This window comes from Bacillus sp. IT-79MI2, from assembly GCF_949768135.1.
Lineage (GTDB): Bacteria > Bacillota > Bacilli > Bacillales > Bacillaceae_G > Bacillus_A > Bacillus_A pseudomycoides.
Genome location: NZ_CATKPV010000065.1, coordinates 1 through 25,652 on the forward strand (window position 1 = coordinate 1; position 25,652 = coordinate 25,652).

Here is a 25,652-nt window from a genome sequence, read left to right on the forward strand (position 1 = left end):
TATATACTTGGCCTGGTGGTCCTAACAAAAAAGCACTAAGTGGAACACCAAAAAAAATAATAGCTACAATGTAACGTTGAAGAAATAAAGAACGCTTTACTGTTTTAGAATGCCTCGCATAATGCAGATTAAATGCAATAAAATCTTGTTCCGTTAACGTATATTCTATTTGCATTTCTCCATCTCCATTCCCTACTAAAAGTTCCCTCTATTGTATCATTCATACATTTCTATTTCTCTAGATTTTTCTCGACAAAAAAGCCATCATGTACATGATGGCTTCATACATATAAACATATTATTTCTTTAATACAAATCCAAATTTATCCCACGCTTGTAAATAGTCCAATAAAAAAATCTCTTCTTCTACAACACGGCCAACTACATTTGTCTTCCCTGTATTCACCATATCTTTTAAAGCAATCTGCAATTCCCCTTTATACTGGCCATACTGTTCATTATCAATGAGAATATCGCCACGTTTAATCGGTCTTGTGTTATGAGGTTTAAACTCTTCTTTTTTATATTTTACACGGCTTTGTGTTGAACGAATCATATATTCAGACACATCCCCGCGGTAGAAATGTGGTTCTTCTACTACAATCTTTCTTTCTAATTCTGTTGTTGTTTCATAAATTTCTACATCAAACGTTTGCTTTTCTTTATTTACTTCTCCGAGCACCTTTAATTCTTCTTCTGATGCATATGCATTCGCAATGATTACATCATCAATCAATTCTGTTGCAAATAAATGTTTCGCCTGCGTTGTCATTGGCAATTCACGATGTTGTTCGATTGTACATAACCCTTCTGTTACTGGCCATGGTCCATATGTCGCATCAAATGATGTAATAAAAGCAGCAGTTCTCATGCCGTAATCTTTAAATTGTTTTGAGCATTTCATAAAATGATCATACGAAAGACCAGAATAACGATGCGGGTAAAAATTATGACAACCAATTAAATTTTCACAGTTTGGGCGATGACTCATAATATTATCAACATATTTCGTACCGTTACTCATATTAATCTCAATTTTTAATCCATATGGGTTATATGTCATAATGGATTCTTCTAATCCTGAAAAACCAACATCTAGACGAATACCATATGCACCTAATTCATGGAAGAATGAAAGGTCGTTATAAGAAATACCAAGCTGTTCAAAAACAGCTGGACTAATATCAACAAGTACTTGGAAACCTAATTCATTCGCATGCGAAATCGTTTCCTTAAACTCTTTAACAATGTTCTCTTTTTCTCCATCCACTGATAATAAACATGTGAATACACGTGTAAAACCATATTGATGTGCTAATGTTAAATATTCCTTATCTTTCTCTACTGTAGAATGTTCTGGATAAATAGAAATACCTAATCGTCTCATGCATATACGCCTCTTTCTTCATCGTCATTTTGTAAACCCTTTCAAACGGATAGTAAAGTAGTAGAAATCCCCTTCTACTTTACTATCCGTTTGAATCCGCTTTCTTTTCAGAAAAAACATCTCTATCAATCTTAACAACCAGCAGACTATACATCTATACTTTACCTTTTTTAAGAGCATTTGTGTATCATTTACACAAATTTGTAAATTTTTTCTCCCGAAAAATTGTTACATCATTTTAGCTCACCTTTCTTGACTGTTACATTGACCTCTACATATACTCGAAAGAACAGAGAAAAATATTTAGGGGATGAATATATGGGAGAAGCAGCACTCGTAAAACGAGAACCATTATGGACAAAAGAATTTATTGCGCTCATTTTAGCAAACTTATGTATGTTTTTAGGCTTTCAAATGTTAATTCCAACATTACCTGTTTACGTGAAAGAAATTGGTGGCACGAGTTCAAACATCGGATTTGTTGTTGGAATGTTTACTGTGGCAGCTTTAATTATTCGGCCGCTCACTGGAAATGCACTACAAAAATTTAGTAAAAAACTGATTTTAATGACTGGTACTGCAATTTGCCTACTAGCGATGGGCAGCTACCTATTTGCCTCTACTGTCTTCCTCCTTCTTGCTGTTCGCATTTTACACGGAGCTGGTTTTGGTATTACAACCACAACATATGGAACTGTAGTCTCCTATTTAATTCCTGCAGCCCGCCGTGGTGAAGGTATGGGATATTTCGGTCTCTCTGGAACGATCGCTATGGCACTTGGTCCTCTTATCGGACTCTGGCTTATGCAAACTTATAACTTTACGATTCTTTTTTTATGTGCACTATCTTGCACAGTCGTTTCATTAATATTAACAAAGCTACTCAAAATTCAAACTACTGAGAAACCAATTCAACAAACACACGAAACGTTTTTAGATGGATTTATCGAAAGAAAAGCTTTACTTCCTTCATTATTAATATTGTGTATTACATTAATGTACGGAGGAATTGGGAGCTTTATCACGTTATTTGCTACGCAAGTCGGTATCGCTGATATTAGCCTTTTCTTCTTATTTAACGCCCTTGCCATCGCTGTAACACGCCCCTTCTCAGGAAGACTATACGATGTAAAAGGCCATGCATTTGTTATTATTCCCGGTGTTATCTTAACATTCGCAGGGATTATCCTGTTATCGTATACAACAACAATACCAAGTTTAATCATTGCAGCAAGCTGTTACGGAAGTGGATTCGGCGCTATTCAGCCGGCCTTACAAGCATGGATGATTGACCGTGTAGCTCCGCATCGCCGTGGCGTTGCTACCGCAACATTCTTCTCGGCATTTGACCTCGGCATTGGAGCAGGTGCAATTATCTTCGGATTCATCGCACACTTTACAGACTATGCAACTGTATATCGGTACTCTTCTGTGTTACTTATCGCGTTTCTCTTTATTTACATTACAAATGTACGGAAACAAAAACAACTTAATAAAAAAAATGAAAAAGCTGCTGGATGATTCAGCAGCTTTTCATTTTATCTATACACTGATTTCAAATGTACATATTCCTATGGTTCTTTACATACCACCATTAAACTTCCACTTTTTTGCTCAGTGCGTATTCTCATTTAATACATACACATAATATGACTATTACAAGTAATTTGTACAGAATAACATTACATTTAAGCTATAATTTCCCATAATATAAACGGTCTTTTTTTAAAGTTACGTAAATTTTTTAAAGCTTTGTAAATTTAATGTAAAGTTTACATTGATATCATTTACACCGCCTCAAATTTTAGTTAATAATTACACCGTACATGAAATTTTAAGGAGTGAAATGTGTGGAATTTAATGTTCAAGACATGATCTTCCAGTTTATTGGTGGATTAGGTATTTTCTTATTTGGGATTAAGTACATGGGAGACGGTCTGCAACAAGCAGCTGGTGATCGCCTACGTGACATTCTCGATCGTTTTACAACTAACCCACTTATGGGCGTACTAGCAGGTATGTTAGTTACCGTACTGATTCAATCTAGCTCAGGAACAACCGCTTTAACAGTTGGACTTGTAAGTGCTGGATTTATGACGCTCAGACAAGCAATTGGTGTTATTATGGGTGCTAACATTGGTACGACCGTTACAGCATTTATTATCGGAATTAAAATCGGAGAATATGCTCTTCCAATTATGGCAGTTGGGGCAATCTTACTATTCTTCTTTAAAAATAAAAAAGTACAATCTCTTGGACAAGTCGTATTCGGATTTGGTATGTTATTCTTCGGTTTAGAATTAATGAGCACAGGTATGAAGCCACTACGCTCTTTAGAATCATTCCAAGAATTAACTGTTAGTATGAGTAACAGCCCAGTCCTAGGAGTTATCGTAGGTACAATCTTTACATTAATTGTACAAAGCTCAAGTGCAACAATTGGAATCTTACAAGAATTATTCGGCCAAGGTGCAATCGATTTAAAGGCTGCTCTACCTGTACTATTTGGTGATAATATCGGAACAACAATTACAGCTGTATTAGCAGCGATTGGTACTTCTATTGCAGCAAGGCGCGCAGCATTAGTACACGTTATCTTTAACATAGTTGGTACCATCATCTTTACAATTTTATTAGTACCATTTACAAACTTAATTCAATATTTCCAAACATCGTTAAACTTAAATCCAGAAATGACAATTGCTGTTGCGCATGGAACATTCAACGTAACGAATGCGATTATTCAGTTTCCATTCATTGCAGTTTTAGCGTGGATTGTAACAAAAATTATTCGCGGAGAAGATGCCGCTATTGACTTTAAACCGCAGCATTTAAATCCAATCTTTATTGAACAATCTCCTGCTATCGCCTTAACAGAGGCACAAAAAGAGATTATTCGTATGGCAGAGTTCTCATTACACGGCCTAAAAGAAGCAACTCAATTTTTAAATACAAAAGAAAAGAAACATGCTGATATGGCAGCTCAACTAGAGGGCGCTATTAACAACTTAGATAGAAAAATTACGGAGTATTTAGTGTTACTTTCTGAAAAACCACTTTCACCAATGGATTCCGAAAAACATTCTGTCTTAGCATCTGTTGTCGGAGATATTGAACGCGTTGGCGACCATGTAGAAAACGTTGTAGAACTTGTGGACTCCCAAATTTCTAACCGTGTCACGCTATCAGATGAAGCAATGGCGGAACTAAATGAAATGCTTGAACTAACAATTTCAACATTACAAAATGCAATTGGCGCTTTAACAAACTTCGACACTGAACTTGCACAAACAGTCATTACGAAAGAACGTAAAATTGACCAAATGGAACGTGTATTGCGTAAGCGCCACGTGCTACGCCTGAATGAACGTAGTTGCTCAGGTGATGCAAGCATCATCTTTGTTGATATGGTAAGTAATTTAGAGCGTATCGGTGATCACGCTGTAAATATTGCAGATGGAGTTTTAGGGGAACAAGGAAAAGTTGCATTAAAACAAACACTATAGTACAAAAAAAGACGATCTGGATGAAGTGCACCCCAATTGTTAGACACAGTCTAATAATTGAAGGTGCACTTCATGATGATAAGGTCGTCTTTTTCTATAAATACAATTTGAAAAAACAAATATAAACCTCTCCTTTTTGAGCGAGAGAGAGCGTCCGGTCTTGCATAGAAGCGGTCAGGGCCTTTTTTAGCCCCATTCCAGGTTAAAACAAATGGAGAAAGTAAGTGCAAGCCTCCTTTTGTTTTCATAGCAACGACTTATATGCCAGCAAATCAAATTGCTCGAAATGATGCATGATTCATTATGTCTATCTCCTTTACTCTTAACAAACAGTATTTCTACTTCATTATATAAGACCTATAGAAAATGATATAATCTTCCTCTTGAACATATTTCAACAAATCTTACTTCTTTATTATTTTTTCATAATATGTATTTCTATTTCTAATACGACAAACTATAATTGTTCTATTGCTTATTCTCCTAAAATTAACTTTGCGAAAGGCGGAAAAATCTGACTTTTCGTAAAATAAATCGGATATTAGCGAAATGTAAATGATTTGTAATGTTCTTTTTCGCTAATATTCATTATAATTAGGTGATATGAGTATCGTATTTCAATCCAAATGAAGGAGTATATGAAATGGATCAAAACCCATCTTTGCAAGAAAATATACGAAATAATAAGAAAAAAGGAAAGAAAAAAACAAAAATTATTATAAGTGTCCTTTTATTATTTTTAATAATAGGAGGCAGTTATACTTGGTTTTTAGTAAATAAAGCATCCTCTGCTGTTTTTAATGCCGCCCACGATTTAGCACGCGGTGATAAATCAGATTTACGTGATAAAGCAGTTAAACCTATTTCTAATAATGTATCTGTATTAATCATGGGCGTTGATGAAAGCGATGTACGTGGCAAAGAATACGGTGCTGCTATAAGAACAGATGCAATGTTACTTGCAACTTTTAATAAAGATAGTAAAACTGTAAAACTTTTAAGTATTCCACGAGACACATATACTTATATCCCAATAGAAAAGAAAATGGATAAAATTACGCATGCACATGCATTTGGTTCGGCTAAAAATGGAAAAGCTGGTGGCCCGCAAGCTAGTATTGATGCGGTAGAAGATTTACTCCACGTTCCTGTTGATTACTTTGTAAAATTCAACTTTAAATCATTTATAAAAATTGTGGATGATTTAGGTGGTATTGAAGTAGACGTTCCTGTTGAATTTACTGAACAAGATAGTAACGATAATGCAGGTGCAATCCACTTGAAAAAAGGCGTTCAAAAATTAAACGGTGAAGAAGCTCTTGCTCTTGCTAGAACACGCCATATTGATAGTGATGCAATGCGTGGTCAACGTCAACAACTTGTTATCGAAGCCATTCTGAAAAAACTAACAAACATTGATTCTGTAACAAAAGTAGGAAATATTATTGATCACATTAATGGACAATTCGTTACAAACTTAACATTTGATGATATGTTATCATTCTATAAATACGGTTCAGATTCTTCACTTGAAAAATTACAAATTAATGGTGAAGATTGTTATATGGAAGCCGGTGATGATACATGCGGTCGTCCTAACGGCAAACGTACTTATTACTATATGCCAGTAGAAAAAGATTTAGAAGATTTAACAAAACAACTTCGTACTCATCTTGGACTACCTGAGTATAAGAAAGTTGATTCTGATGATAAAGAGAACAAGAAAAAAACAAGCTCTGAGAAAACAAAAGATACGAAACAAGATAACGATAATCGTCAAAATTCTACTAACCAAAAAAGTAACAATAACGATGAAAACGTAAAGACCAAAACAACATCGAATGAGAAAACAAAAGATACGAAACAAGATAACGATAATCGTCAAAATTCTACTAACCAAAAAAGTAACAATAACGATGAAAACGTAGAGACCAAAACAACATCGAATGAGAAAACAAAAGATACAAATCACGATAACGATAATCGTCAAAATTCTACTAACCAAAAAAATAACAATAACGATGAAGACACAGAGACAACATCGAATAAAAATTAATAAAAAACCCAGCTCTATAGAGATAGAGCTGGGTTTTTTATACATCCTAATATAATTTTGAAAACAACAAAAATTCTAACTTTTTTAACTATCAATTTCAATATCTTTAAATTATAATAAAAGGTAGAGTTATATTCTAATTAACAGGAGGCACAAACATATGAAAGCCGCAGTAAAGCATAATGTTTCAGACTTTAAAGATTATCTACAATCCAATGAAATACATATGGAAGAAAACATAGATGAGAATGATGGCTCTGTATTTTTTTCAGTGAACTTAGACACAGAGAGTGGTGCAAAAGTTCGTCTTATCGCTGCCTTTCATAACGAGCATCCTACTGTCGATATATATTGCTTCAATGTCGCTCAAGTTCCTGATTCAGCTAAGAAAAGCGAAATATTGCATGTAATCAACGAACTAAATACAGCATATAGATTCGCAAAATTCACAATTAGTAACAGCGACTCCATTGATATTTCAACTTCCCTTGTATTTACAGAACCATACTTTAATCCTGCCCTTGTATTTGAGCATACTAGACTATTATATAAAGCTGCAAATGATGAATATGAAAGATTAATGAAACTTATTTGGGCTTAATAACTTGAACGCCACTGGAGAATCAGTGGCGTTCATACTTTCTATACTAGCCTTCTTCTTAAAGTATCTATATACTACTCTGTAATATCAGATAACAACCTTCCAACGAATCATATTACAATGCGATATCCATCCAAATTTTAATAGATGTTGAAACAATCAAAATCGCTAATATCCACTGCAATACTTTTTGATTTAATCTCTTCCCTACACTTGCCCCAAGTGGTGAAGCGATTAAACTTGCAATAGCAATCATTATAGACGGCAGTACCACTACTTGTCCTGTAGTTACTTTTCCGGCCGTAATACCGATAGATGAAATAAAGGTAATTGCTAATGAAGTTGCAATTGTCATATGTGTAGGAAGTTTGAGAATGACAAGCATAATGGGCACAAGAATAAATGCCCCTCCTGCTCCAACAATACCAGAAGAAGCACCGACAATAAATGCTAACATACTAGCTAATCCTTTATTATACGTCAGTTCTTCTAAAGGAAGCTCGCTGCGATTTTTTTTCGGAATAAACATCATAATAGCTGCTATCGTAGCTAAAATAGCATATACAATATTAACTTGCCCTGCATCTAATACTCTTGAACCTAGACTCCCGACAAAACTTCCCACTAAAATACTCGTTCCCATATATAATACCAATGTTTTATTTATATAACCGCTTTTCCGATAAACCCATATACCTGCAAATGTTGCGAAAAACACTTGAATAGCTGTAATACCACTTACTTCATGTGCCGTATAACCAGTAAACCCTAATAGCACCGGAATATATAAAATCATCGGATAATTAATAATGGCACCGCCAATACCAACCATCCCTGAAATAAATGAACCAACAAAGCCAATAAGAAAGATTACAATCATAAAACTGAAGCTCATCTTTATTTTTCCCCCTTCTAAAAAGAAGGCATTCTTTAATTACCTTTAAATAAATAGATTCACATTTCCATCAGAAGCATCTGCTAAATAAGCTGCCACACCAGCGAATTCAACATCTTTCATAATCTCTTCTTCTTTTAGCCCTAATAAATCAACTGTCATTTGACAAGCTACAAGCTTAACACCTTGCTCTTTTGCCATATCAATTAAATCTGGAAGTGGCATAGCATTGTGCTTTTTCATAACATGCTTAATCATTTGAGGGCCCATACCGGCAAAATTCATTTTAGATAAGCCCATCTTATTTGCACCGCTAGGCATCATCTTTCCAAACATTTTCTCTAAGAAGTTTTTCTTTACTTTTACATATTCATCTTTTCGAAGTGCATTTAACCCCCAAAACGTATGGAAAATAGTCACCTCTTGATCATACGCCGCTGCACCATTGGCAATAATATAAGCTGCCATCACCTTATCGTAATCTCCACTAAACAAAACAATCGTTGTTTTTTTCTTTTTCTCCATGTTAACTCCCTACCTCGATATACCCATACGGGTATTTTGTGAAATATACAAAATCCTTTATTTATAAAAGAACTCTGCGTCGTACTCCATATTATTCTATTTTACCTTCCCAATCTAACATACCACCAGTCATATTTATAACCCCAAAACCATAGCTTTCTAAAAACTGAACAGCTCGTGAACTTCTCCCACCAGAGCGACACACCATAATATATTCTTTGTTTTTATCTAATTCATGCATGCGAAATTCCAACAGACCAAGTGGAATATGAATAGCTCCCGGAATTTTTCCTTCCATCACCTCTTCCACTTCACGAACATCAATAACGTGTAATACTTCATGATTCATCAATTTATTTTCTAATTCTTTTGCTGTCATTTCTTTCATTTTTCATTTCCTCCTTAATTCCAAGCATTCATACCACCTGAGACATTCGTAATATGTTGAAAGTCTAATTTTTTTAACATTTTTGTTGCTTGTTTACTTCTCATTCCACTTTGACAAATTACAATTACTTCTTTGTTTTTATCTAAATGACTCGCTTTTTGTGCTAACTCGTTTAATGGGATATTCTGAAACCCTTGAATATGATTCCCTCTAAATTCACCGGGTGTACGAACATCAATAAATTGTTTGTTTTTTTTATTCATCTCCGTCTTTAGTTCTTTCCCGTTTATATTTTTAACTCCCTTAACCGGTAAAAAGCGAGAAATGATAAACCAAGCAACAAGTATAGTTAAAACAATATTGAATACTACATTTGCACTCATACACCATCTCCTCCAATCTTTCTCTATACAATTCGTATCCGTAGAGCAGACCTTTTTGTTTTACGCCTTTTTAATCCAGAACTTCAGCACACCATTTTCCTCCATATTTTGCAATACTTCGTGTCCACCTGTTTTTGACCACGCTGGAATATCCTTTATCGCGCCTTTATCTGTTAAGTGAACCTCTAGCACTTCTCCAGATTGTAAAGCTTCCATAGCTTTTTTCGTTCTTACGATTGGCATTGGACATGCTAATCCTTTTACATCTAATACTTGTTTTACGTTCATATTCTATACCTCCAAAATATTTTTTAATTTATACTTAATCATGTACCGCACAGCGATTTGGACCAATTTCCATTTCGCGCTCTTCTTCTACACTTGGATTGATTTTCCCCATATTCGTTTGACGAATATCTTGATATGCATTCGGCTGGGGCGGTAGATTTTCTGTAACTGTTTTTCGAAACTCCAACTCATCTTCAATATTTAATCCTGCATTTCGTTTAAATAGATCTTTCAGTTTTGCACGAACCCGCCCTTGCTCATTCATCTCACTTACTTTCGAATAATGTGCTGGTAAAACAATTAAATCTTGAGATAATGTTTTATAACGTGTATATAAAGTGTTACGTAAATCACTTACCCAGTCTTCCGCCTTACCTGCAAGGTCTGGGCGTCCAATGGAATCTACGAATAAAATATCACCTGATAGAAGGTAAGCATCGTCTACAATGAATGATGTACTTCCAATTGTATGTCCTGGTGAATAGATTGCCTCAATATCAATTTTCGTCTCTCCTACTGTAATTACTGTTCCTTCTACAAGGGATTCATAAGAAAAGACAACTTCCTCAGCATCTTTTGGTGGCAACCAATACGTACCTTTCACCTTTTCTGCTAACTTACGACCACCAGAAATATGATCGGCATGTAAATGTGTATCCATAACGTTTGTAATCATAGCACCTTGTTCTTTTGCAAACTCCTCATATGCTTCAATTGTTCGCATAGAATCAATGACTACAGCTTCCCCATTTGAAATAACCATATAGGACAAACATCCTTTTCCAAGACGGTTAAATTGATACACGCTGCCACCATCTTTTAAATCCCCTACTTTAATCGGCTTCACATATTCACTCCAAGCTTTCATACCACCAGCTAAATAATAAACATTTTTCAAACCAGCCTCTATAAGTTGCTCAGCAACAAACTTGGAAGATCCTTCTTTCGCACATACAACAAGAATATCTTTTTCCTTTGGCAACTCTTCCAAGATGCTTTCTACGCCTTCTAACAAATCAAAGTATGGTTTATTAATGGAAAAAACTTGTTTCCCTTCCATTCTCCAATCCATATAATCCGCTTCATTACGAACATCTAAAATAAATAATTCTTCAAATAAAACTTTCTCAGCAACATCTTTCGCTTGTAATCCTATAGCATCCACTACCTTACCCCCTATGGTATAAATTTTGTTAAAAAAATTAAAAGTTAACTGCCCTACTCAAATTTTTTCTTATTCTTTTTCTGTATTAGCTTACTATTGTAGCGCTCAATATACACATACCTGTACGGGTATATTAAAATGTTTTTTAAAATCTGTCAACACATTCGTTTGACAGATTATCTGCTTTTTACAAGCAGTTGTACAGCCTCTTTAATTAAATCTTCATTTGATGTATCGCCTTTTTCAAATTGTTCTCGCAAACAGTTTTCCAAGTTCGTTCCTACAATTAATCCAATTGTGCGATCCATAGCAGAGCGTGATGCTGTTAATTGTGTAATAACCTCTTTACAATCTTTTTCTTCTTCAATCATTCGAAGTACACCGCGAATTTGTCCTTCAATTCGCTTTAACCTATTTTTAATATCTTGATTATATTCCAACGTACTATCACCTCAATACTTTAATAGACATGCTTTATCTAAAAAAATGTCTACTGCACCAGATTGTAATAAAATTCTTATTTGAATTTACAACCTCATCATATACCCTTTAGGGTATTTTGTAAAGCCCTATTTTCATTTCGCCTTATCATAATCAATAGGGCTTTACTTTAAACCTATTTATATACAATCCGGTCTGGCAAAGCAGTTGCATACAATTTAAAACCACCATCTACATTCTTCACCTTATATCCTTTTTCCATTAACATACGTGCAGCAACATAGCCTCTCATACCTAGCTGGCATGTAATATATATTTCTTCATTTACTGGAATTTCATCCAATCTTTCACGTAATTCATCTAATGGAATATTAACTGATCCCTTAATCATCCCTTGTTTCAATTCATTCGGTTCACGAACATCCATTAAATATCCACCTTTTTCAACAATATGATTAATTTCATGCCACTGCACTGTATCTACAAGCCCTTCAATCATATTACTTGCAGCATACCCCACCATGTTTACTGGGTCTTTTGCAGAAGAATACGGCGGTGCGTATGCTAATTCTAAATCTGGTAAATCCATTACCTTTAGCTTAGCTTTCATTGCCGTCGCAATTACATCAATTCGTTTATCTACACCGTCACGCCCAACAGCTTGTGCACCATAGATTTCTCCTGATTCTTTATTAAAAAGCAATTTTAATAAAATTGGATATGCATTTGGGTAATAACCCGCATGAGAATTCGCCTGTACATGCACTACCTCATAGGGTATATTTAAACGCTGCAATACCTTTTCATTTACTCCTGTTGAAGCAACCGTTAATTCAAATACTTTTGCAATTGATGTTCCCATCGTCCCTTTGTATACAGACTCTGTATGCCCATGAATGATATCCGCTAATAGACGACCTTGTCGATTTGCTGGCCATGCTAACGGAATCATTGTCTCTGTTTCTGTTACAAAATCTTTTACTTCAATCGCATCACCAATGGCATAAATAGATGAATCAGACGTTTGTAGTTTTTCATTTACTTTAATTGTCCCGCGTACTCCAAGTTCTAGTCCTGCTTCTTTTGCCAAGCTACTCTCTGGCTGGACACCGATAGACAGAATTACCATATCAGTATTGATTTTCGAACCACTTTTTAAGCGTACGACTGCTCCGCCTTCTTCAAAAACATCTACTCCATCTTCCAAAATGAGCTGAACACCATGCTTTTTCATATGTTCGTGTACATATGCTGCCATTTCATAATCAATTGGCGGCATTACTTGATTTGCCATCTCAACAAGCGTCACATCAATTCCTTTTTCTCTCAAGTTTTCTGCCATTTCAACACCAATAAATCCTCCCCCGATGACAGTAGCATGACGTGGTTTCTGCTCATCAATATACCCTTTAATACGATCTGTATCTGGTACATTTCGTAATGTAAACAACGCTTTTGCTGTTTCAATTCCTGGAATAGGCGGTACAATTGGCTTAGATCCTGGTGAAAGAATTAAAATATCATAAGACTCTTCGTATGTTTCATTTGTCATTACATTTTTCACAATAATTGTTTTTTCTTCTTTATTAATTTTTATCACTTCACTTAAAACACGAATATCTAAATGAAATCGCTTTGACATCTTTTCAACAGTTTGCACTAACAACTTCTGTCTCTCTTGAATCACACCACCAATGTAATATGGTAACCCACAGTTTGCAAACGAAATATATTCGCCTCGCTCAAACATAATAATTTCATCCTCTTCACTTAAACGACGAAGACGTGCTGCCACTGATGCTCCTCCCGCAACTCCACCAACTACAACAATTTTTTTGCTCATCTTTTCATAACCTCCACGATTATTTTTACTTTTCTTCTTTTTACTTACTACATATAAATATACCGGATGGTAAATTACATATACCTGTATAGGTATATAATAAACACAAAAAAATATAATGACAATATATAAAGCTCAAACTTTATGCTTGTTCACAAAATTGAAACAAACTTGGTATGAAAAAAGCCACTGGTTTCAGCGGCTTCACACATACTTCCGATGTACCATCTTCCCATCATATGAGAAGACAACACCTTTATTCTCAACATTAGATTCCATATGCACCGTTCTTCCCCATAACTGATGAATGTATGGCAATACTTTTTCTAAGTATTTTAAATCTAGCTCGATTCCTTCGTAACTATGTTTAATATACAGTTCCCCATTCTTTAAGTAGTCACCATCTTCTACTACTAAATACGGGAAACCTCCATTTGTTCTCATATTAACAAGCTGATCACGAACATGTTCCCACTCTTTATCAATTACCTTATACTCTTTTCCTTGGCGCTGGAATAAGTACATATCTTCTCTCATAACCAATTCTTTATTTAAGTAATTCCTTAAGAAGGATACGTCCCATTCAATTTCCCGTACTTCAAAGATTTTGTCACGGCCTGATCCAGGTTTTACACCACGACGTTTCATTTCTTCAGTTGGATTATTATAACGTTCTTCAATATCTTCGAACATTTTAATGCCAAGGTAGTATGGATTAATACTTGTTTTTGATGGTTGAACTACACCCGCGTTAAGCTTCGCAAATTCGATTGCTTCAGAAGATGTTAAGTCCATTTCCCGGAGTATACGTTGATGCCAGTACGAAGCCCAGCCTTCGTTCATGATTTTTGTTTCTAGTTGCGGCCAGAAATATAACATTTCTTCTCGCATCATCGTTAAAATATCACGTTGCCATTCATCTAGTTCCCTACTATATTCTTCAATAAAGAGCAGCAAATCTTTCTCTGGCTGCGGCGGGATTTTCTTTTTCTTCCGCATATTTGGTCGTTCTCGTTTTTTATTTCTATCATCTAAATTCCACAAATCATCATACTGTGAAACTCGTTTCTTTTCTACTTCTTCCTCTTCTAAGTCATCTATGCTCCAAGCTAGCTTCGGCCGCATAAGCGATGGATCAATATGTTCTTGAATGGCCAAAACAGCATCTAAAAACGTTTCTACCTCTTCTTTTCCATATTTATGTTCATATGCTTTAATTCGTTCTGCCGTCGCTGCCATACTTTCAACCATATCGCGCTTTGTATTTGAGAAGCGGATATTATTTTTAAAGAAATCGCAGTGTGCTAATACGTGTGCTACAATCAACTTATTTTGAATCAATGCATTTGTATCGAGTAAAAATGCATAACATGGGTCAGAGTTGATGACAAGCTCATATATTTTACTAAGTCCCAAATCATAATGTAGCTTCATTTTGAAGAATTGTTTCCCAAAACTCCAATGTGAAAACCGCGTCGGCATGCCATACGCACCAAATGTATAAATAATTTCCGCTGGGCACACTTCATAGCGCATCGGATAAAAATCAAGTCCAAACCCTGTTGCAATTTCAGTAATTTCAGCGATTGCATATTGTAGTGCTTTATCATCACTAGTTCTCATTATTTTCCCTCCTTACACTTTCCCTTAAGAAAGTGTATGAGGGGAAACGAGCTTTCATGAGAAATGATGAAAAATAGATACTCTACCCTTTACTTTAACCAGTAGTCCTCTTCATAATCATATGACAGATACTGCTCTTCATAACAGCGTTGGCACATATTATAAGGGTAATCCCCTGGCATATATTTTTGACAATACTTGTACCTTTTACGATGGTTTAGCAAGTGTTTGCTTACATACTCATCAATTACTGCAATATAAAAAAGTACTAGAAAAGCACAAAAAAGCCGGATACAAATTTCACATCATTTGCATCCAGCTTTCCACCTTTATCTATTACCCCTCAATAACTTCAAGCCTCTCCATAATCGGCGTGCGCTCTTTTCCTTCTGGCTTCTTATCGAAATAACCAATATGAAGGATTCCAACAATGCGTTGTCCTTTTGTTAATCCAATTCCATCTATAAATAAAGGATTATAATTCAATCCGCCTGATTTCCAAACACATCCTAGTCCGCGCTCCCAAGCGAGTAACTGAAAGTTTTGTATAAATGCACATACTGCTGCGTAGTCTTCGTCGCGCTGGATTTGACGTGGATCTTCATCCATATACACAACGATTTGAGCTGGTGTACTTAGAAAACGATCGGATAAAACTTTACCTCGTTTTGCTCTGTCTTCTTCTGTAAAAGAATTTAATACAGCATCTACTAATTTTTGACGGCCTTCTCCAATAAATAATTTACATTTCCATGGCTCACGATGCTGATGGTTTGGTGCCCACGTTGCATCATTTAATAGTTCAATTAATAATTCTTTTTCTACTGTTTTATCTGTAAATGTACGAATGGAGCGTCTTTCTTTAATGATATTTGCAATGGAAGTATATGTAGTCATATGTTTCTCTCCCTTATCCTCATCTATATGTATAAGTTTATTACTGATATTGATATTGATTTTCAATTTCGATTATAACTCAGTTTTCTACCATTAATCAATGTTTTATGTTGTAAAACTAAGAAAATAATTTCTCGTGAATTATGGAAAAAAACTTGTAATGTTCACAAGTTCTTCACAACTTCTCCACAACTTTGGGAAACTCTATAGATAAAGTTTCCCATTTTATTCAATTAGGAGGAATATATGTATGTACAAAAAAGTAATAGCAAGCATTTTAGCAACAGGACTTTTATGCGGAATAGTAGTCTTCCCTGCTTCTGCTGCCTCTCAAAAAGAATTCACAGCGCATCATCACAAACCAATCTCAGATGAACAACTACAATCTTTAGAAAAACAAGGTTATAAAAAACATGAAATTTGGAAAGCAGCACACATTGCAAAGATTAGCAAAAAAGATATTAAAGATGTTTTATCGTACTATAAACAAAATAAATCTTGGAAAGAAACAGCAAAGCATTTTGGCGTGGATCCAAAGAAACTGCATAAACATCATATGAGTAAAGAAATGAAGCAAGCATTGCTGCAAAAAGTAGCCGAAATGCAAAACTCCACACCAGAACAAATGAAGAAAATAATGAAAGATAATAATATTCGTTTGCATCACCTTACAGTTTTAACCATCATTGCACAAAAAAGCAATACACCATTCAATGACGTATTAAAAATGAAAAAAGATGGCATGCATATTAAACAAATCGCAGAAAAATTAAATGTGAAAAAAGAAGATATAAGAGCTGAAATGATGAAATTAATACAGTCTGTGAAAGAAAAAAAGACAAATTAAACATAAAAAGGAAGAAGTATTTATCACTCTTCCTTTTATATACAAATATTAAAAAAAGCTGTTCAAAAGACAAACATTGTCTAACTTTTGAACAGCTTTTTTGTGTTTCCTGTATAAAATTTGTTCTTCCCAAAAAAACTAACGAGAGCATTCCATATCTTAGCACTCATTTCTTTCATGTACTTTAGTGAAGGACTTTTGCAGCGTACAATTTGGGCAACCTTAACAATGCTTAAAATTATTAAAGTTTCTTTCATTCAACGATTTGAGTACATCATTATTTTTGTTTGGTTTCTCATCATTTTACCTAATCTTTGTGTAACGATTTGGTCTTCTTGCCAATCCATGAAACGATCGTTCCATATTCCGTTTAAGTTTACATTGCCTTTTTTCATTTTCGTTGTGTATATAGCGTCTTTATTTATTATAAACAGAGAACATATTAATACATTGAACACGCTCCTATCTCGGGCTGGTCTGTATATTGTATATGTCTATATCCCTCTCCTTTTTCTATGGCATTCCATTCGCTGGCGGTTGAAAAATAAACAAAATAAAACTTCACCATAGGAAATCACTAGCGAGTTTGGTACAATTTTACTAATACAAAGGCAAAGGGGATATGCAGATGAAAAAATATCTATTCTCTCTACTTGTAATAAGCAGTCTCGTGCTTTCTGGATGTGGTGCAGCAGAAAAGAAACAATCATCTGAACCGAAAGAAGAACACGCTTCTCATTCTCAGCAAGGTGATATCCAAGAAACAACAAAAGGAATCGACACGCTACCAACGTTTCTGGACAAACTAGACCCACAAATGAAAGAAATCTATACAGTTGCAGGAAAAAATGCCGAATTATTAAATTGGATACCTTGTTACTGTGGATGCGGAGAAAGTGTGGGACATAAAAACAATAAAAACTGTTTTATTCGTGAAATTAAGAAAAATGGAGAAGTTGTTTGGGATTCTCACGCAACGACCTGTGTAAACTGTTTAGAAATTGCGGTCGAATCTGCATCTATGCATCAAAAAGGAAAATCGACTCTTGAAATTCGAAACTACATTGATAATAAATATAAAGAAGGCTACGCAAAACCAACGCCTACCCCAATGCCAAAAGCGTAAAAACGAGGAATTTCCTCGTTTTTTACTTTTTACGTAACATTTCCCTTAGCAAATTCTTTCAAGTGTTTTTCTTCTCGATTGACGTACACTATATGTAACTCCTCAGTAAGGAGGGTACACAATGCAGACATATAACGACTACGATAAAGCTCTCTATTACACGTATTGTTGTAATTGGGACAAGTTGCTTGTTTTAATGGTGCAAACTGATGATCAATTACTTTCTAAACGAATCGAGCATTTTTTACATGCTTACAAATATGGAAAAGAACTACCAGAAGTAGATAAACAACTTCAACTTCTATTCCAATATATCGACCATGCTTCACAAAAGTCGCATATAGAAGAAATAGACCAAGTACAAATGTAAATGAAGCGCTATTCTCCCTTTGAGAATAGCGCTTTTTGAATATTTTTCCATATATCTGTTCATAATACACATATCAATAGTGGACGGACGTGATGATTTGCATAAATCTTTATACTTATTTCTCTGCATGATGATACTGCTTATCGGTTGTGAAAAAACGAATAATCCTCATTCGTTTCAAGGGATAAAACAAGAGAAAGACATATGGAACATCCTACTTATCGGCAGCGATTCACGAGGTGAGCAACAAGCTCGTGCTGATACAATTATGATTGCCCAGTACAATAAAAAAGAGAATACAGCAAAGCTTGCTTCAATTATGCGGGATAGTTATGTAGAAATTCCTTCTTACGATAAAAAATATAATAAAATCAACGCTGCCTACTACTATGGCGGCCCTGAATTATTACGAAAGACGATTCAACATAATTTTGGAATCGATGTTTCTCATTACATTACGATTGATTTTGAAGCATTTGTTAAAATTGTGGATACCATTGCACCTGAAGGAATTGAAGTGAATGTTACACAAACAATAATCGATGATATGGGACTACATGTAAAGCCAGGGATACAACCTCTTCACGGGAAAGATTTACTGAAATACGCGCGTTTTCGCCATGATACTGAAAGTGACTTTGGCCGTGTGAAACGACAACAAGAAGTACTCCGGGCATTGAAACAAACCCTTACTGATAAAGTTCACTCTATAGATGGGGTACTAAATTTACCAATAATGGCACATGAACTCTCTCCATATATAAAAACAAATTTAGATATGTCAACGCTATTTACACTTGGAAATAGTATTTTATCTCAGCCCATTGATAAAATGGAAACGATGCGAATTCCAATTGATAACGAATATGAATCTGCTCTTACCAAACACGCTGGTTCCGTATTAAAAATAAATCCAGAAGCAAATAAAGAAGCCATTCAAAACTTCTTCAATGTCACAAAAGCTGTAAACCGACCGTAAAAACAAGGTTCATGGACCTTGTTTTTTTATTTCCAAGTTTCCCCCTTATAAAACTTTCCTTGATAAAAATATTTTCTCTTTATTTTCTTGTCCTTTTCATACTATAATTTAGTATGTAACTATTATAAGAGAGGTAAAAAACATGAAACGTGAGACAAAACAAGAATATGCATTGTTTACTGCTTGGGGAGCTTCTTTTATTGCTACACTTGGAAGCTTATATTTTTCTGAGATCATGAAATTTGAGCCTTGTGTACTTTGTTGGTATCAACGCATTTTTATGTACCCATTTGTTTTATGGCTTGGTATTGCAGTTGTAAAAAAAGACTACCGCATTGCTACATATTCTTTACCAATTGCAAGTATTGGTGCCTGTATTTCGTTATATCATTATGCCATTCAAAAAGTTTCTGCATTCTCAGCAGCAGGAGCAGCTTGTGGACGTGTGCCTTGTACGGGGGAATATATAAACTGGTTCGGATTTGTCACAATCCCATTTTTGGCACTTATCGGATTTATCACGATCGCGATTTGCAGCTTGATTGTAATTAAAAATAAATAAGGAGATGACATAATGAAAAAAATGCTTATCTTTGGTGGTATTATTATCGTCTTATTTGCAGCGATTTTTGCTGTAGTACAGATGGAAAACAAAAATACAACGAAACAAGAAAAAAATTACTATACAAATAAAATCTCTTCTTCTGATATTCGTAAAAATAACGAGGAAAAGAAAGAACAAACCATTTACTTCTATCAAACAGGTTGTCACTACTGTGAAAAAGTCTCACCTATTGTTGTACCAATGGCTAAAGACATGAACATTGATATGAAAGTCATTGATATTTTCAACGATAACCCAACTTGGGATGATTATAAAATTGAAGGAACACCAACAATTATTCATTTCAAAGATGGAAAAGAAGTAAATCGTATTAAAGGTGAGCAATCAAAAGATGCTTTTGAAAAATGGTTTAAAGAAAACAAAAAATAATAAGAAAAGGAAACTCCTTCTATACATGAAAGCTGTGTAAAATCCCACACTAATGTATAAGGAGGGGGTTTTATGCCAGAGGTACGCTGCTCTGTTTCCAATTGTTCATTTTGGGGACAAGGGAACTTTTGTCAAGCAAATGCAATCTTTGTTCAGCCTGATGACCAAAACGCGAATCAACCAGGCGATGATTCTTATACAAATGCAGCTTTAACGGGTGAAACACTTGAAAGCTCTGCGACAACAAGCGTTGAAACATGTTGTCAAACGTTTCAACCGAAATATTAACCTTTATCCCATCTCAGCTATATGAGGTGGGACTTTTATTCACCTCTTCTTGTTTACGTAATCTTTAATCCTCCCTATAATAAAATTAGCATTTTTATTAATACAAAGGTGGAATACTATGGCTAAAACAATTACAGATATTGCGAAATTAGCAGGCGTTGCAAAAAGTACTGTCTCTCGTTACTTAAATGGCGGATATGTTAGCGATAAAACAAAACAAAAACTTGAAATCATCATTCAAGAAACAAATTTTTCTCCCAATACATTTGCGCAAAGTTTAAAAGCAAAAACAACAAATTTAATTGGTGTTATTATCCCCAGATTAGATTCTTTCGCTACGACGAAAACGCTGATTGGGATTGACAATACATTGCGGGAAAATAGCTATCAAATGCTTGTTGCAAACGCAAACCAGAAAATTGAAACAGAAATTCAAGCAATGAAAAACTTTATAAAGCAAAAAGTAGCTGGCATTATTTTATTAACTAAAACTTTAACAAAAGAGCATAAACAAATCATTGCAAATTCCAGCATCCCCATTTTATTTGTTGGTCAGCAATATGAAAATCAATATTGTCTCATTCATGACGATTATGATGCTGCTTATGAATTAGGAGCATATGTGCTATCACAAGGTCACCGCGATATCGCTTATTTAGGAGTAGAAGAAGATGATGTTTCAGTTGGTGTGAATCGAAAACGCGGTTTTCAAAAAGCTATCGAAAATTTAGAACCTACTTGTGAAGTTTCCTATTATGAAACGACCTTCCAAATCGAAAATGCGATGAAACAAGTTCAACATATTTTAGACCATGCTCGCCCAACCATTATCGTATGTGCAACAGATAACATCGCTCTTGGAGCAATGAAAGTCATCCATTCTAACTACCTTTCCATACCGACTCATATTTCAGTAACAGGATTCGGTGGCTACGATATTTCTGAAATGGTACACCCTAGTTTAACTACAATCGCATTTGACTATGAGTACGCAGGGCAGCTAGCTGCTACTTCTCTTACAAAGCTTATAGAACATAAAACGATTCCGAAAACAATACACTCTCGCTATACATTAAAAATTCAAGAAAGCGTTGACAAAATATAAAGGCGCTCTATAATGAAATTAAAACCGGTTCCACATTTTAAAAACAGGATTTTTTAACATAAGCCCCCTGTTTTTTATTTTAACCAAAAACGGAACCGGTTCCACAAATTGAAACTGTAAGGTCAGGAGGAATTTTTATGGATATGAAACAAATTGCTACTCAAGTATTACAGCACATCGGGGGAAAAGAAAATGTTATTCGTGCTACACACTGCGCAACCCGCCTTCGTCTCGTACTAAAAGATAAGGCACAAGTAAACGTGTCGGAAATTGAGAACATTAACGGTGTTAAAGGGGCCTTCGCAACAAATGAGCAATATCAAATTATTTTTGGCACTGGCGTAGTCAACAAAGTGTACGATGAATTTTCAAAGCTAATTGGAGTGTCTGAACTCGACTCTTCCGTATCAAAAGAAGTTCCAAAGAAAAAAATGAATCCTATCGCTCGCTTAGCGAAAACTTTATCCAACATTTTCGTTCCTATTATTCCCGCTATCGTCGCAAGTGGTTTACTCATGGGACTGCTCGGAATGTTGAAAGCGTTTAAATTCGTTCCTGCTAATCATTCGCTTATCCAATTACTTGATATGTTCTCAAGCGCTGCTTTTATTATTTTACCTATTTTAATTGGTATTAGTGCTGCTAAAGAATTTGGTGGGAATATTTTCTTAGGAGCAGTTATTGGTGGCATATTAACACACCCAAATTTAACGAATCCTTGGTCTCTCGCAAATGCAAAACCAACTGTTTTACATTTCCTCGGTATGGATATTGATATGGTTGGCTATCAAGGTACTGTTTTACCTATTTTATTATGTGTATACGTTATGAGTACAATTGAAAAAGAACTTCGCAAACGAGTTCCAAATTCTTTAGATTTATTAGTTACACCTTTCTTAACTATTATCATAACTGGATTTTTATCACTTATTATTATCGGACCAATTGGATATAAAATTGGTGATGGTATTACTTATCTTTTAAATACGATTTATCAATTTGCTGGCCCAGCCGCTGGTCTTATATTTGGTGGTATGTATTCAACAATTGTTCTTACCGGTCTACACCATAGCTTCCACGCTATCGAAGCTGGATTACTTGCTAATAAAGATATCGGTGTTAATTTCTTACTCCCTATTTGGTCAATGGCCAATGTTGCCCAAGGCGGAGCCGCTTTAGCAGTTTATTTTAAAACGACAAACAAAAAAACGAAAGAAATCGCAATTCCATCAGCTGCATCGGCATTTTTAGGAATTACTGAACCAGCTATTTTTGGTGTTAATTTAAAACTGGGTAAACCATTTATTGCAGCCGCGATTGGTGGCGCAATAGGCGGAGCATATGTTGTCTGGATGCAAGTTGCTGCTAACGCATACGGTTTAACAGGAATTCCGATGCTAACAATTGTTGCTCCACTAGGAATGATGAATACTGTTCATTATGTAATAGGTTTTGCAATTGCAGTTATCACTGCTTTTATTGCCACTCTAATTTTATATAAAGAAAGTAAATAACCACGAGGTGAAAACCTATGTCCAAATATAAAACAATACTGCAATCCAATACAGAAGAACTAAATTCTTTATATGAAATTGCAAACCAAGATTCATGGAAACCGATCTATCACATTCATCCCCCATATGGATTAATGAATGACCCTAACGGTGTCTCGTATTACAATAATGAATATCATGTTTTTTATCAATGGTATCCATTTGGTCCTATTCACGGAATGAAGCATTGGGGACATGTAAAATCAAAAGATCTTATCCAGTGGGAAAGAATGCCTGTTGCCATTATTCCTACTGAAAGCTACGAATCACACGGAGCATACTCCGGTAGTTCTATTATAAGAGACGGGCTTCTCCACTTATTTTATACGGGGAATATAAAGAAACGAGATCATTCTCGTGATGCAAAACAATGCATGGTAACGATGAATTCACAATATGCAATGAATAAGTATAGTAATAACCCTGTCATTGATCGTATTCCTGATGGGTATACAAAACATGTACGAGACCCGAAAGTATGGAAGAACAATGATACTTACTATATGCTACTTGGTGCACAACGTGAAAATGAAACAGGTACCCTATTATTATATAAGTCACCGGATCTATATAATTGGCATTTCCAAGGTGAAGTTAAAACAAACTTAAAAACATTTGGATTTATGTGGGAATGCCCAGATTACTTTCAGCTATCAGGTAACGATGTACTACTCTTTTCTCCTCAAGGAATCGAAAAGGACGGGAGTAATTTCCAAAATGTATATAATGTAATATACGCAATGGGAACTTTTAATATCGAAAATTTATATTTTCATATTGAGTCTTATTATGAGATTGATAAAGGATTTGATTTTTACGCCCCTCAAACTTTAGAAGATGCTACTGGTCGACGCCTTCTATTTGCTTGGGCTGGCTCAAGTGAAATATCGTATCCTTCTGATGAGCATATGTGGGCTCATTGTTTAACACTTCCAAGAGAATTGACATTGGAAAATAATATATTGAAGCAAAAACCTGTTTCAGAATTAAAAAAACTACGAACATTAAAAAAAGAAATTTCAGGCGATATAGCAAATGGACTAAATATATTAACAGCTCTTGACCATGAACAAACCTATGAATTAATTGCTACTCTCAAAACAGAAGAAGCAAACACATTTGGTCTTGCTTTATTTCATCATGAAGAGGAATCTTTCCCGATTACATTTAACCGTGAAAAAGGAACTGTTTCTATAAACCGAGGCAACTTCCAGCATCACTTTGGAGGAGAATATGGATATGAACGCTGTAAGAAAATCGATATTCACGATACGATAGAGCTAAGAATTTTTGTAGACAACAGTATTGTAGAAATTTTCTTATATGATGGTTCTACTGTCTTTACTTCTAGAGTGTTTCCTCGAAAAGATATTGAGCATCATATTGCAATTTTTTCAGATGCAAAACTATACTTTACAATCACACAATATAAACTTAAAAGAGGGATTATATGAGCAATATTTTTTGTATAGGTGAATTATTAATTGATTTCGTTTGCCGAAATTCCAATATTTCTTTAGTAGATGGTGTAGATTTTGAAAAAAAAGCTGGTGGTGCCCCAGCTAATGTTGCTGCTGCTATTACGAAATTAGGTGGTCATGCGACATTTATGGGACAAGTCGGAAATGATCCTTTCGGAAATTTCCTAGAACAGACATTACAAAGTGCTAATGTAGATACATCGATGCTCATAAAAGAAAAACAAACGACACTTGCATTCGTATCTATAGATCAAGATGGTGAACGTGATTTTACTTTTATGCGCGGAGCAGATGGTGAATACAGTTTTAATAAAATTGATCTATCTAAAATTAATAAAAATGATGTGATACATTTCGGTTCAGCAACAGCCTTATTATCTAGTCCTTTAAAAGAAACATATTTTCAACTACTACAGTATGCAAAAGAAAATAATCATTTTATTTCTTTTGATCCAAATTATCGAAGTGTACTCATTACAAATACAGAGCAATTCTCTCAAGATTGCCTGTCTTTCATTAAATACGCTCACTTCGTAAAAGTGAGCCAAGAAGAAGCAATTATGCTTTCGAAAGAGACTGATTTACAAAAATCAGCTATAAAATTATTAGAATACGGTGCTAAAATTGTAGCCATTACACTTGGAAAATACGGTACCCTTGTCGCAACGAAAGAAGCACAAATCATCGTGCCTTCTATCTCAATAAAACAAGTAGATACAACTGGTGCTGGTGATGCTTTCGTTGGGGCGATGTTATATCAATTCTCGAAAACTGGGCATCCTCTTTCTCAAAATTTTACAGATTTAAAGCGATTTGTCTCATTTGCAAACAAAGTAGGAGCCATAACGTGTACAAACTATGGTGCTATTGCTTCCCTTCCATCACTAGTAGATGTAAAAGCATACGATTAA

Annotated in this window: 26 protein-coding genes and 1 pseudogene; 16 read left to right on the plus strand and 11 right to left on the minus strand. The window is 35.0% G+C overall.

Annotated elements, in window-relative coordinates; all coding sequences use genetic code 11:
• Positions 1–298 precede the first annotated feature (298 nt).
• Entirely contained in the window at positions 299–1,387 is a 1,089-nt protein-coding gene (locus ACM6HU_RS16870; RefSeq protein ID WP_016113215.1) for a DUF871 domain-containing protein, read from the minus strand.
• 318 nt (positions 1,388–1,705) lie between these two features.
• Here ACM6HU_RS16870 and ACM6HU_RS16875 point away from each other — a divergent pair, with 318 nt between their 5' ends.
• From ACM6HU_RS16875 to ACM6HU_RS16890, 4 genes are all read left to right on the plus strand, one after another.
• The gene (locus ACM6HU_RS16875; protein WP_016113214.1) at positions 1,706–2,908 is read left to right on the plus strand and encodes an MFS transporter; all 1,203 of its coding nucleotides are present in this window, start codon (positions 1,706–1,708) and stop codon (positions 2,906–2,908) included.
• A gap of 329 nt (positions 2,909–3,237) precedes the next feature.
• On the plus strand, positions 3,238–4,893 hold the full coding sequence (locus ACM6HU_RS16880) for a Na/Pi cotransporter family protein (RefSeq protein WP_016131198.1): 1,656 nt from the start codon (positions 3,238–3,240) through the stop codon (positions 4,891–4,893).
• A 643-nt stretch (positions 4,894–5,536) separates the two neighbouring features.
• The gene (locus ACM6HU_RS16885) at positions 5,537–6,949 is read left to right on the plus strand and encodes an LCP family protein (RefSeq protein ID WP_414848327.1); all 1,413 of its coding nucleotides are present in this window, start codon (positions 5,537–5,539) and stop codon (positions 6,947–6,949) included.
• 160 nt (positions 6,950–7,109) lie between these two features.
• On the plus strand, positions 7,110–7,550 hold the full coding sequence (locus ACM6HU_RS16890; protein WP_016113211.1) for a hypothetical protein: 441 nt from the start codon (positions 7,110–7,112) through the stop codon (positions 7,548–7,550).
• 115 nt (positions 7,551–7,665) lie between these two features.
• On the opposite strand, the gene ACM6HU_RS16895 is transcribed toward ACM6HU_RS16890, so the two are convergent.
• The 10 genes from ACM6HU_RS16895 to ACM6HU_RS16940 all read right to left on the minus strand — a co-directional run bounded on the left by ACM6HU_RS16895 (position 7,666) and on the right by ACM6HU_RS16940 (position 15,998).
• On the minus strand, positions 7,666–8,445 hold the full coding sequence (locus ACM6HU_RS16895; protein ID WP_016113210.1) for a sulfite exporter TauE/SafE family protein: 780 nt from the start codon (positions 8,443–8,445) through the stop codon (positions 7,666–7,668).
• Positions 8,446–8,490: 45 nt separating this feature from the next.
• A complete protein-coding gene (locus ACM6HU_RS16900; protein ID WP_016113209.1) occupies positions 8,491–8,970 on the minus strand; it encodes a DsrE/DsrF/DrsH-like family protein in 480 nt (159 codons plus the stop codon).
• A 91-nt stretch (positions 8,971–9,061) separates the two neighbouring features.
• On the minus strand, positions 9,062–9,358 hold the full coding sequence (locus ACM6HU_RS16905; protein WP_006093617.1) for a rhodanese-like domain-containing protein: 297 nt from the start codon (positions 9,356–9,358) through the stop codon (positions 9,062–9,064).
• Positions 9,359–9,372: 14 nt separating this feature from the next.
• Positions 9,373–9,741 (minus strand): rhodanese-like domain-containing protein, encoded by a 369-nt coding sequence (locus ACM6HU_RS16910; RefSeq protein ID WP_016113208.1) that lies wholly within the window; start codon positions 9,739–9,741, stop codon positions 9,373–9,375.
• 60 nt (positions 9,742–9,801) lie between these two features.
• Positions 9,802–10,029, minus strand: a complete 228-nt coding sequence (locus ACM6HU_RS16915; RefSeq protein WP_016113207.1) for a sulfurtransferase TusA family protein — start codon at positions 10,027–10,029, stop codon at positions 9,802–9,804.
• A 34-nt stretch (positions 10,030–10,063) separates the two neighbouring features.
• Positions 10,064–11,194 carry an MBL fold metallo-hydrolase gene (locus tag ACM6HU_RS16920; protein WP_016113206.1) on the minus strand — a complete coding sequence of 377 codons (1,131 nt, stop codon included), beginning with the start codon at positions 11,192–11,194 and terminating at the stop codon, positions 10,064–10,066.
• A gap of 176 nt (positions 11,195–11,370) precedes the next feature.
• Complete coding sequence (locus ACM6HU_RS16925) at positions 11,371–11,634, minus strand: metal-sensitive transcriptional regulator (protein ID WP_003195373.1); 264 nt, start codon at positions 11,632–11,634, stop codon at positions 11,371–11,373.
• A gap of 176 nt (positions 11,635–11,810) precedes the next feature.
• Positions 11,811–13,478: a CoA-disulfide reductase gene (cdr, locus tag ACM6HU_RS16930; RefSeq protein WP_275857341.1), complete on the minus strand. Its 1,668-nt coding sequence runs from the start codon at positions 13,476–13,478 to the stop codon at positions 11,811–11,813.
• A gap of 204 nt (positions 13,479–13,682) precedes the next feature.
• The gene (spoVR, locus tag ACM6HU_RS16935; protein WP_016113204.1) at positions 13,683–15,101 is read right to left on the minus strand and encodes a stage V sporulation protein SpoVR; all 1,419 of its coding nucleotides are present in this window, start codon (positions 15,099–15,101) and stop codon (positions 13,683–13,685) included.
• A gap of 336 nt (positions 15,102–15,437) precedes the next feature.
• The gene (locus ACM6HU_RS16940; RefSeq protein ID WP_016113203.1) at positions 15,438–15,998 is read right to left on the minus strand and encodes a nitroreductase; all 561 of its coding nucleotides are present in this window, start codon (positions 15,996–15,998) and stop codon (positions 15,438–15,440) included.
• A gap of 250 nt (positions 15,999–16,248) precedes the next feature.
• Here ACM6HU_RS16940 and ACM6HU_RS16945 point away from each other — a divergent pair, with 250 nt between their 5' ends.
• The 12 genes and pseudogenes from ACM6HU_RS16945 to ACM6HU_RS17000 all read left to right on the plus strand — a co-directional run bounded on the left by ACM6HU_RS16945 (position 16,249) and on the right by ACM6HU_RS17000 (position 25,652).
• Positions 16,249–16,845 carry a hypothetical protein gene (locus ACM6HU_RS16945; RefSeq protein ID WP_016113202.1) on the plus strand — a complete coding sequence of 199 codons (597 nt, stop codon included), beginning with the start codon at positions 16,249–16,251 and terminating at the stop codon, positions 16,843–16,845.
• Between the two features lie 159 nt (positions 16,846–17,004).
• Positions 17,005–17,415: pseudogene (locus tag ACM6HU_RS16950) on the plus strand (GerAB/ArcD/ProY family transporter); the annotation flags it as partial.
• Positions 17,416–17,473: 58 nt separating this feature from the next.
• A complete protein-coding gene (locus ACM6HU_RS16955) occupies positions 17,474–17,971 on the plus strand; it encodes a PCYCGC motif-containing (lipo)protein (RefSeq protein ID WP_016113201.1) in 498 nt (165 codons plus the stop codon).
• A 121-nt stretch (positions 17,972–18,092) separates the two neighbouring features.
• Positions 18,093–18,341 (plus strand): YhdB family protein, encoded by a 249-nt coding sequence (locus ACM6HU_RS16960; RefSeq protein ID WP_016113200.1) that lies wholly within the window; start codon positions 18,093–18,095, stop codon positions 18,339–18,341.
• A gap of 127 nt (positions 18,342–18,468) precedes the next feature.
• Positions 18,469–19,320 carry an LCP family protein gene (locus ACM6HU_RS16965; protein WP_176505856.1) on the plus strand — a complete coding sequence of 284 codons (852 nt, stop codon included), beginning with the start codon at positions 18,469–18,471 and terminating at the stop codon, positions 19,318–19,320.
• Between the two features lie 142 nt (positions 19,321–19,462).
• Positions 19,463–19,882 carry a disulfide oxidoreductase gene (locus tag ACM6HU_RS16970; RefSeq protein WP_414848328.1) on the plus strand — a complete coding sequence of 140 codons (420 nt, stop codon included), beginning with the start codon at positions 19,463–19,465 and terminating at the stop codon, positions 19,880–19,882.
• 12 nt (positions 19,883–19,894) lie between these two features.
• A complete protein-coding gene (locus ACM6HU_RS16975) occupies positions 19,895–20,314 on the plus strand; it encodes a thioredoxin family protein (protein ID WP_016113197.1) in 420 nt (139 codons plus the stop codon).
• A gap of 72 nt (positions 20,315–20,386) precedes the next feature.
• Positions 20,387–20,602 carry a DUF1540 domain-containing protein gene (locus ACM6HU_RS16980; RefSeq protein ID WP_414848329.1) on the plus strand — a complete coding sequence of 72 codons (216 nt, stop codon included), beginning with the start codon at positions 20,387–20,389 and terminating at the stop codon, positions 20,600–20,602.
• Between the two features lie 118 nt (positions 20,603–20,720).
• Complete coding sequence (locus ACM6HU_RS16985; protein ID WP_414848330.1) at positions 20,721–21,707, plus strand: LacI family DNA-binding transcriptional regulator; 987 nt, start codon at positions 20,721–20,723, stop codon at positions 21,705–21,707.
• 137 nt (positions 21,708–21,844) lie between these two features.
• Positions 21,845–23,221 (plus strand): sucrose-specific PTS transporter subunit IIBC, encoded by a 1,377-nt coding sequence (locus ACM6HU_RS16990; RefSeq protein WP_414848331.1) that lies wholly within the window; start codon positions 21,845–21,847, stop codon positions 23,219–23,221.
• A gap of 17 nt (positions 23,222–23,238) precedes the next feature.
• Positions 23,239–24,714 carry a glycoside hydrolase family 32 protein gene (locus ACM6HU_RS16995; protein WP_414848332.1) on the plus strand — a complete coding sequence of 492 codons (1,476 nt, stop codon included), beginning with the start codon at positions 23,239–23,241 and terminating at the stop codon, positions 24,712–24,714.
• Positions 24,711–25,652, plus strand: coding sequence for a carbohydrate kinase family protein (locus ACM6HU_RS17000; protein ID WP_414848333.1), 942 nt, complete (start codon positions 24,711–24,713; stop codon positions 25,650–25,652). The genes ACM6HU_RS16995 and ACM6HU_RS17000 overlap by 4 nt, the downstream gene beginning before the upstream one ends.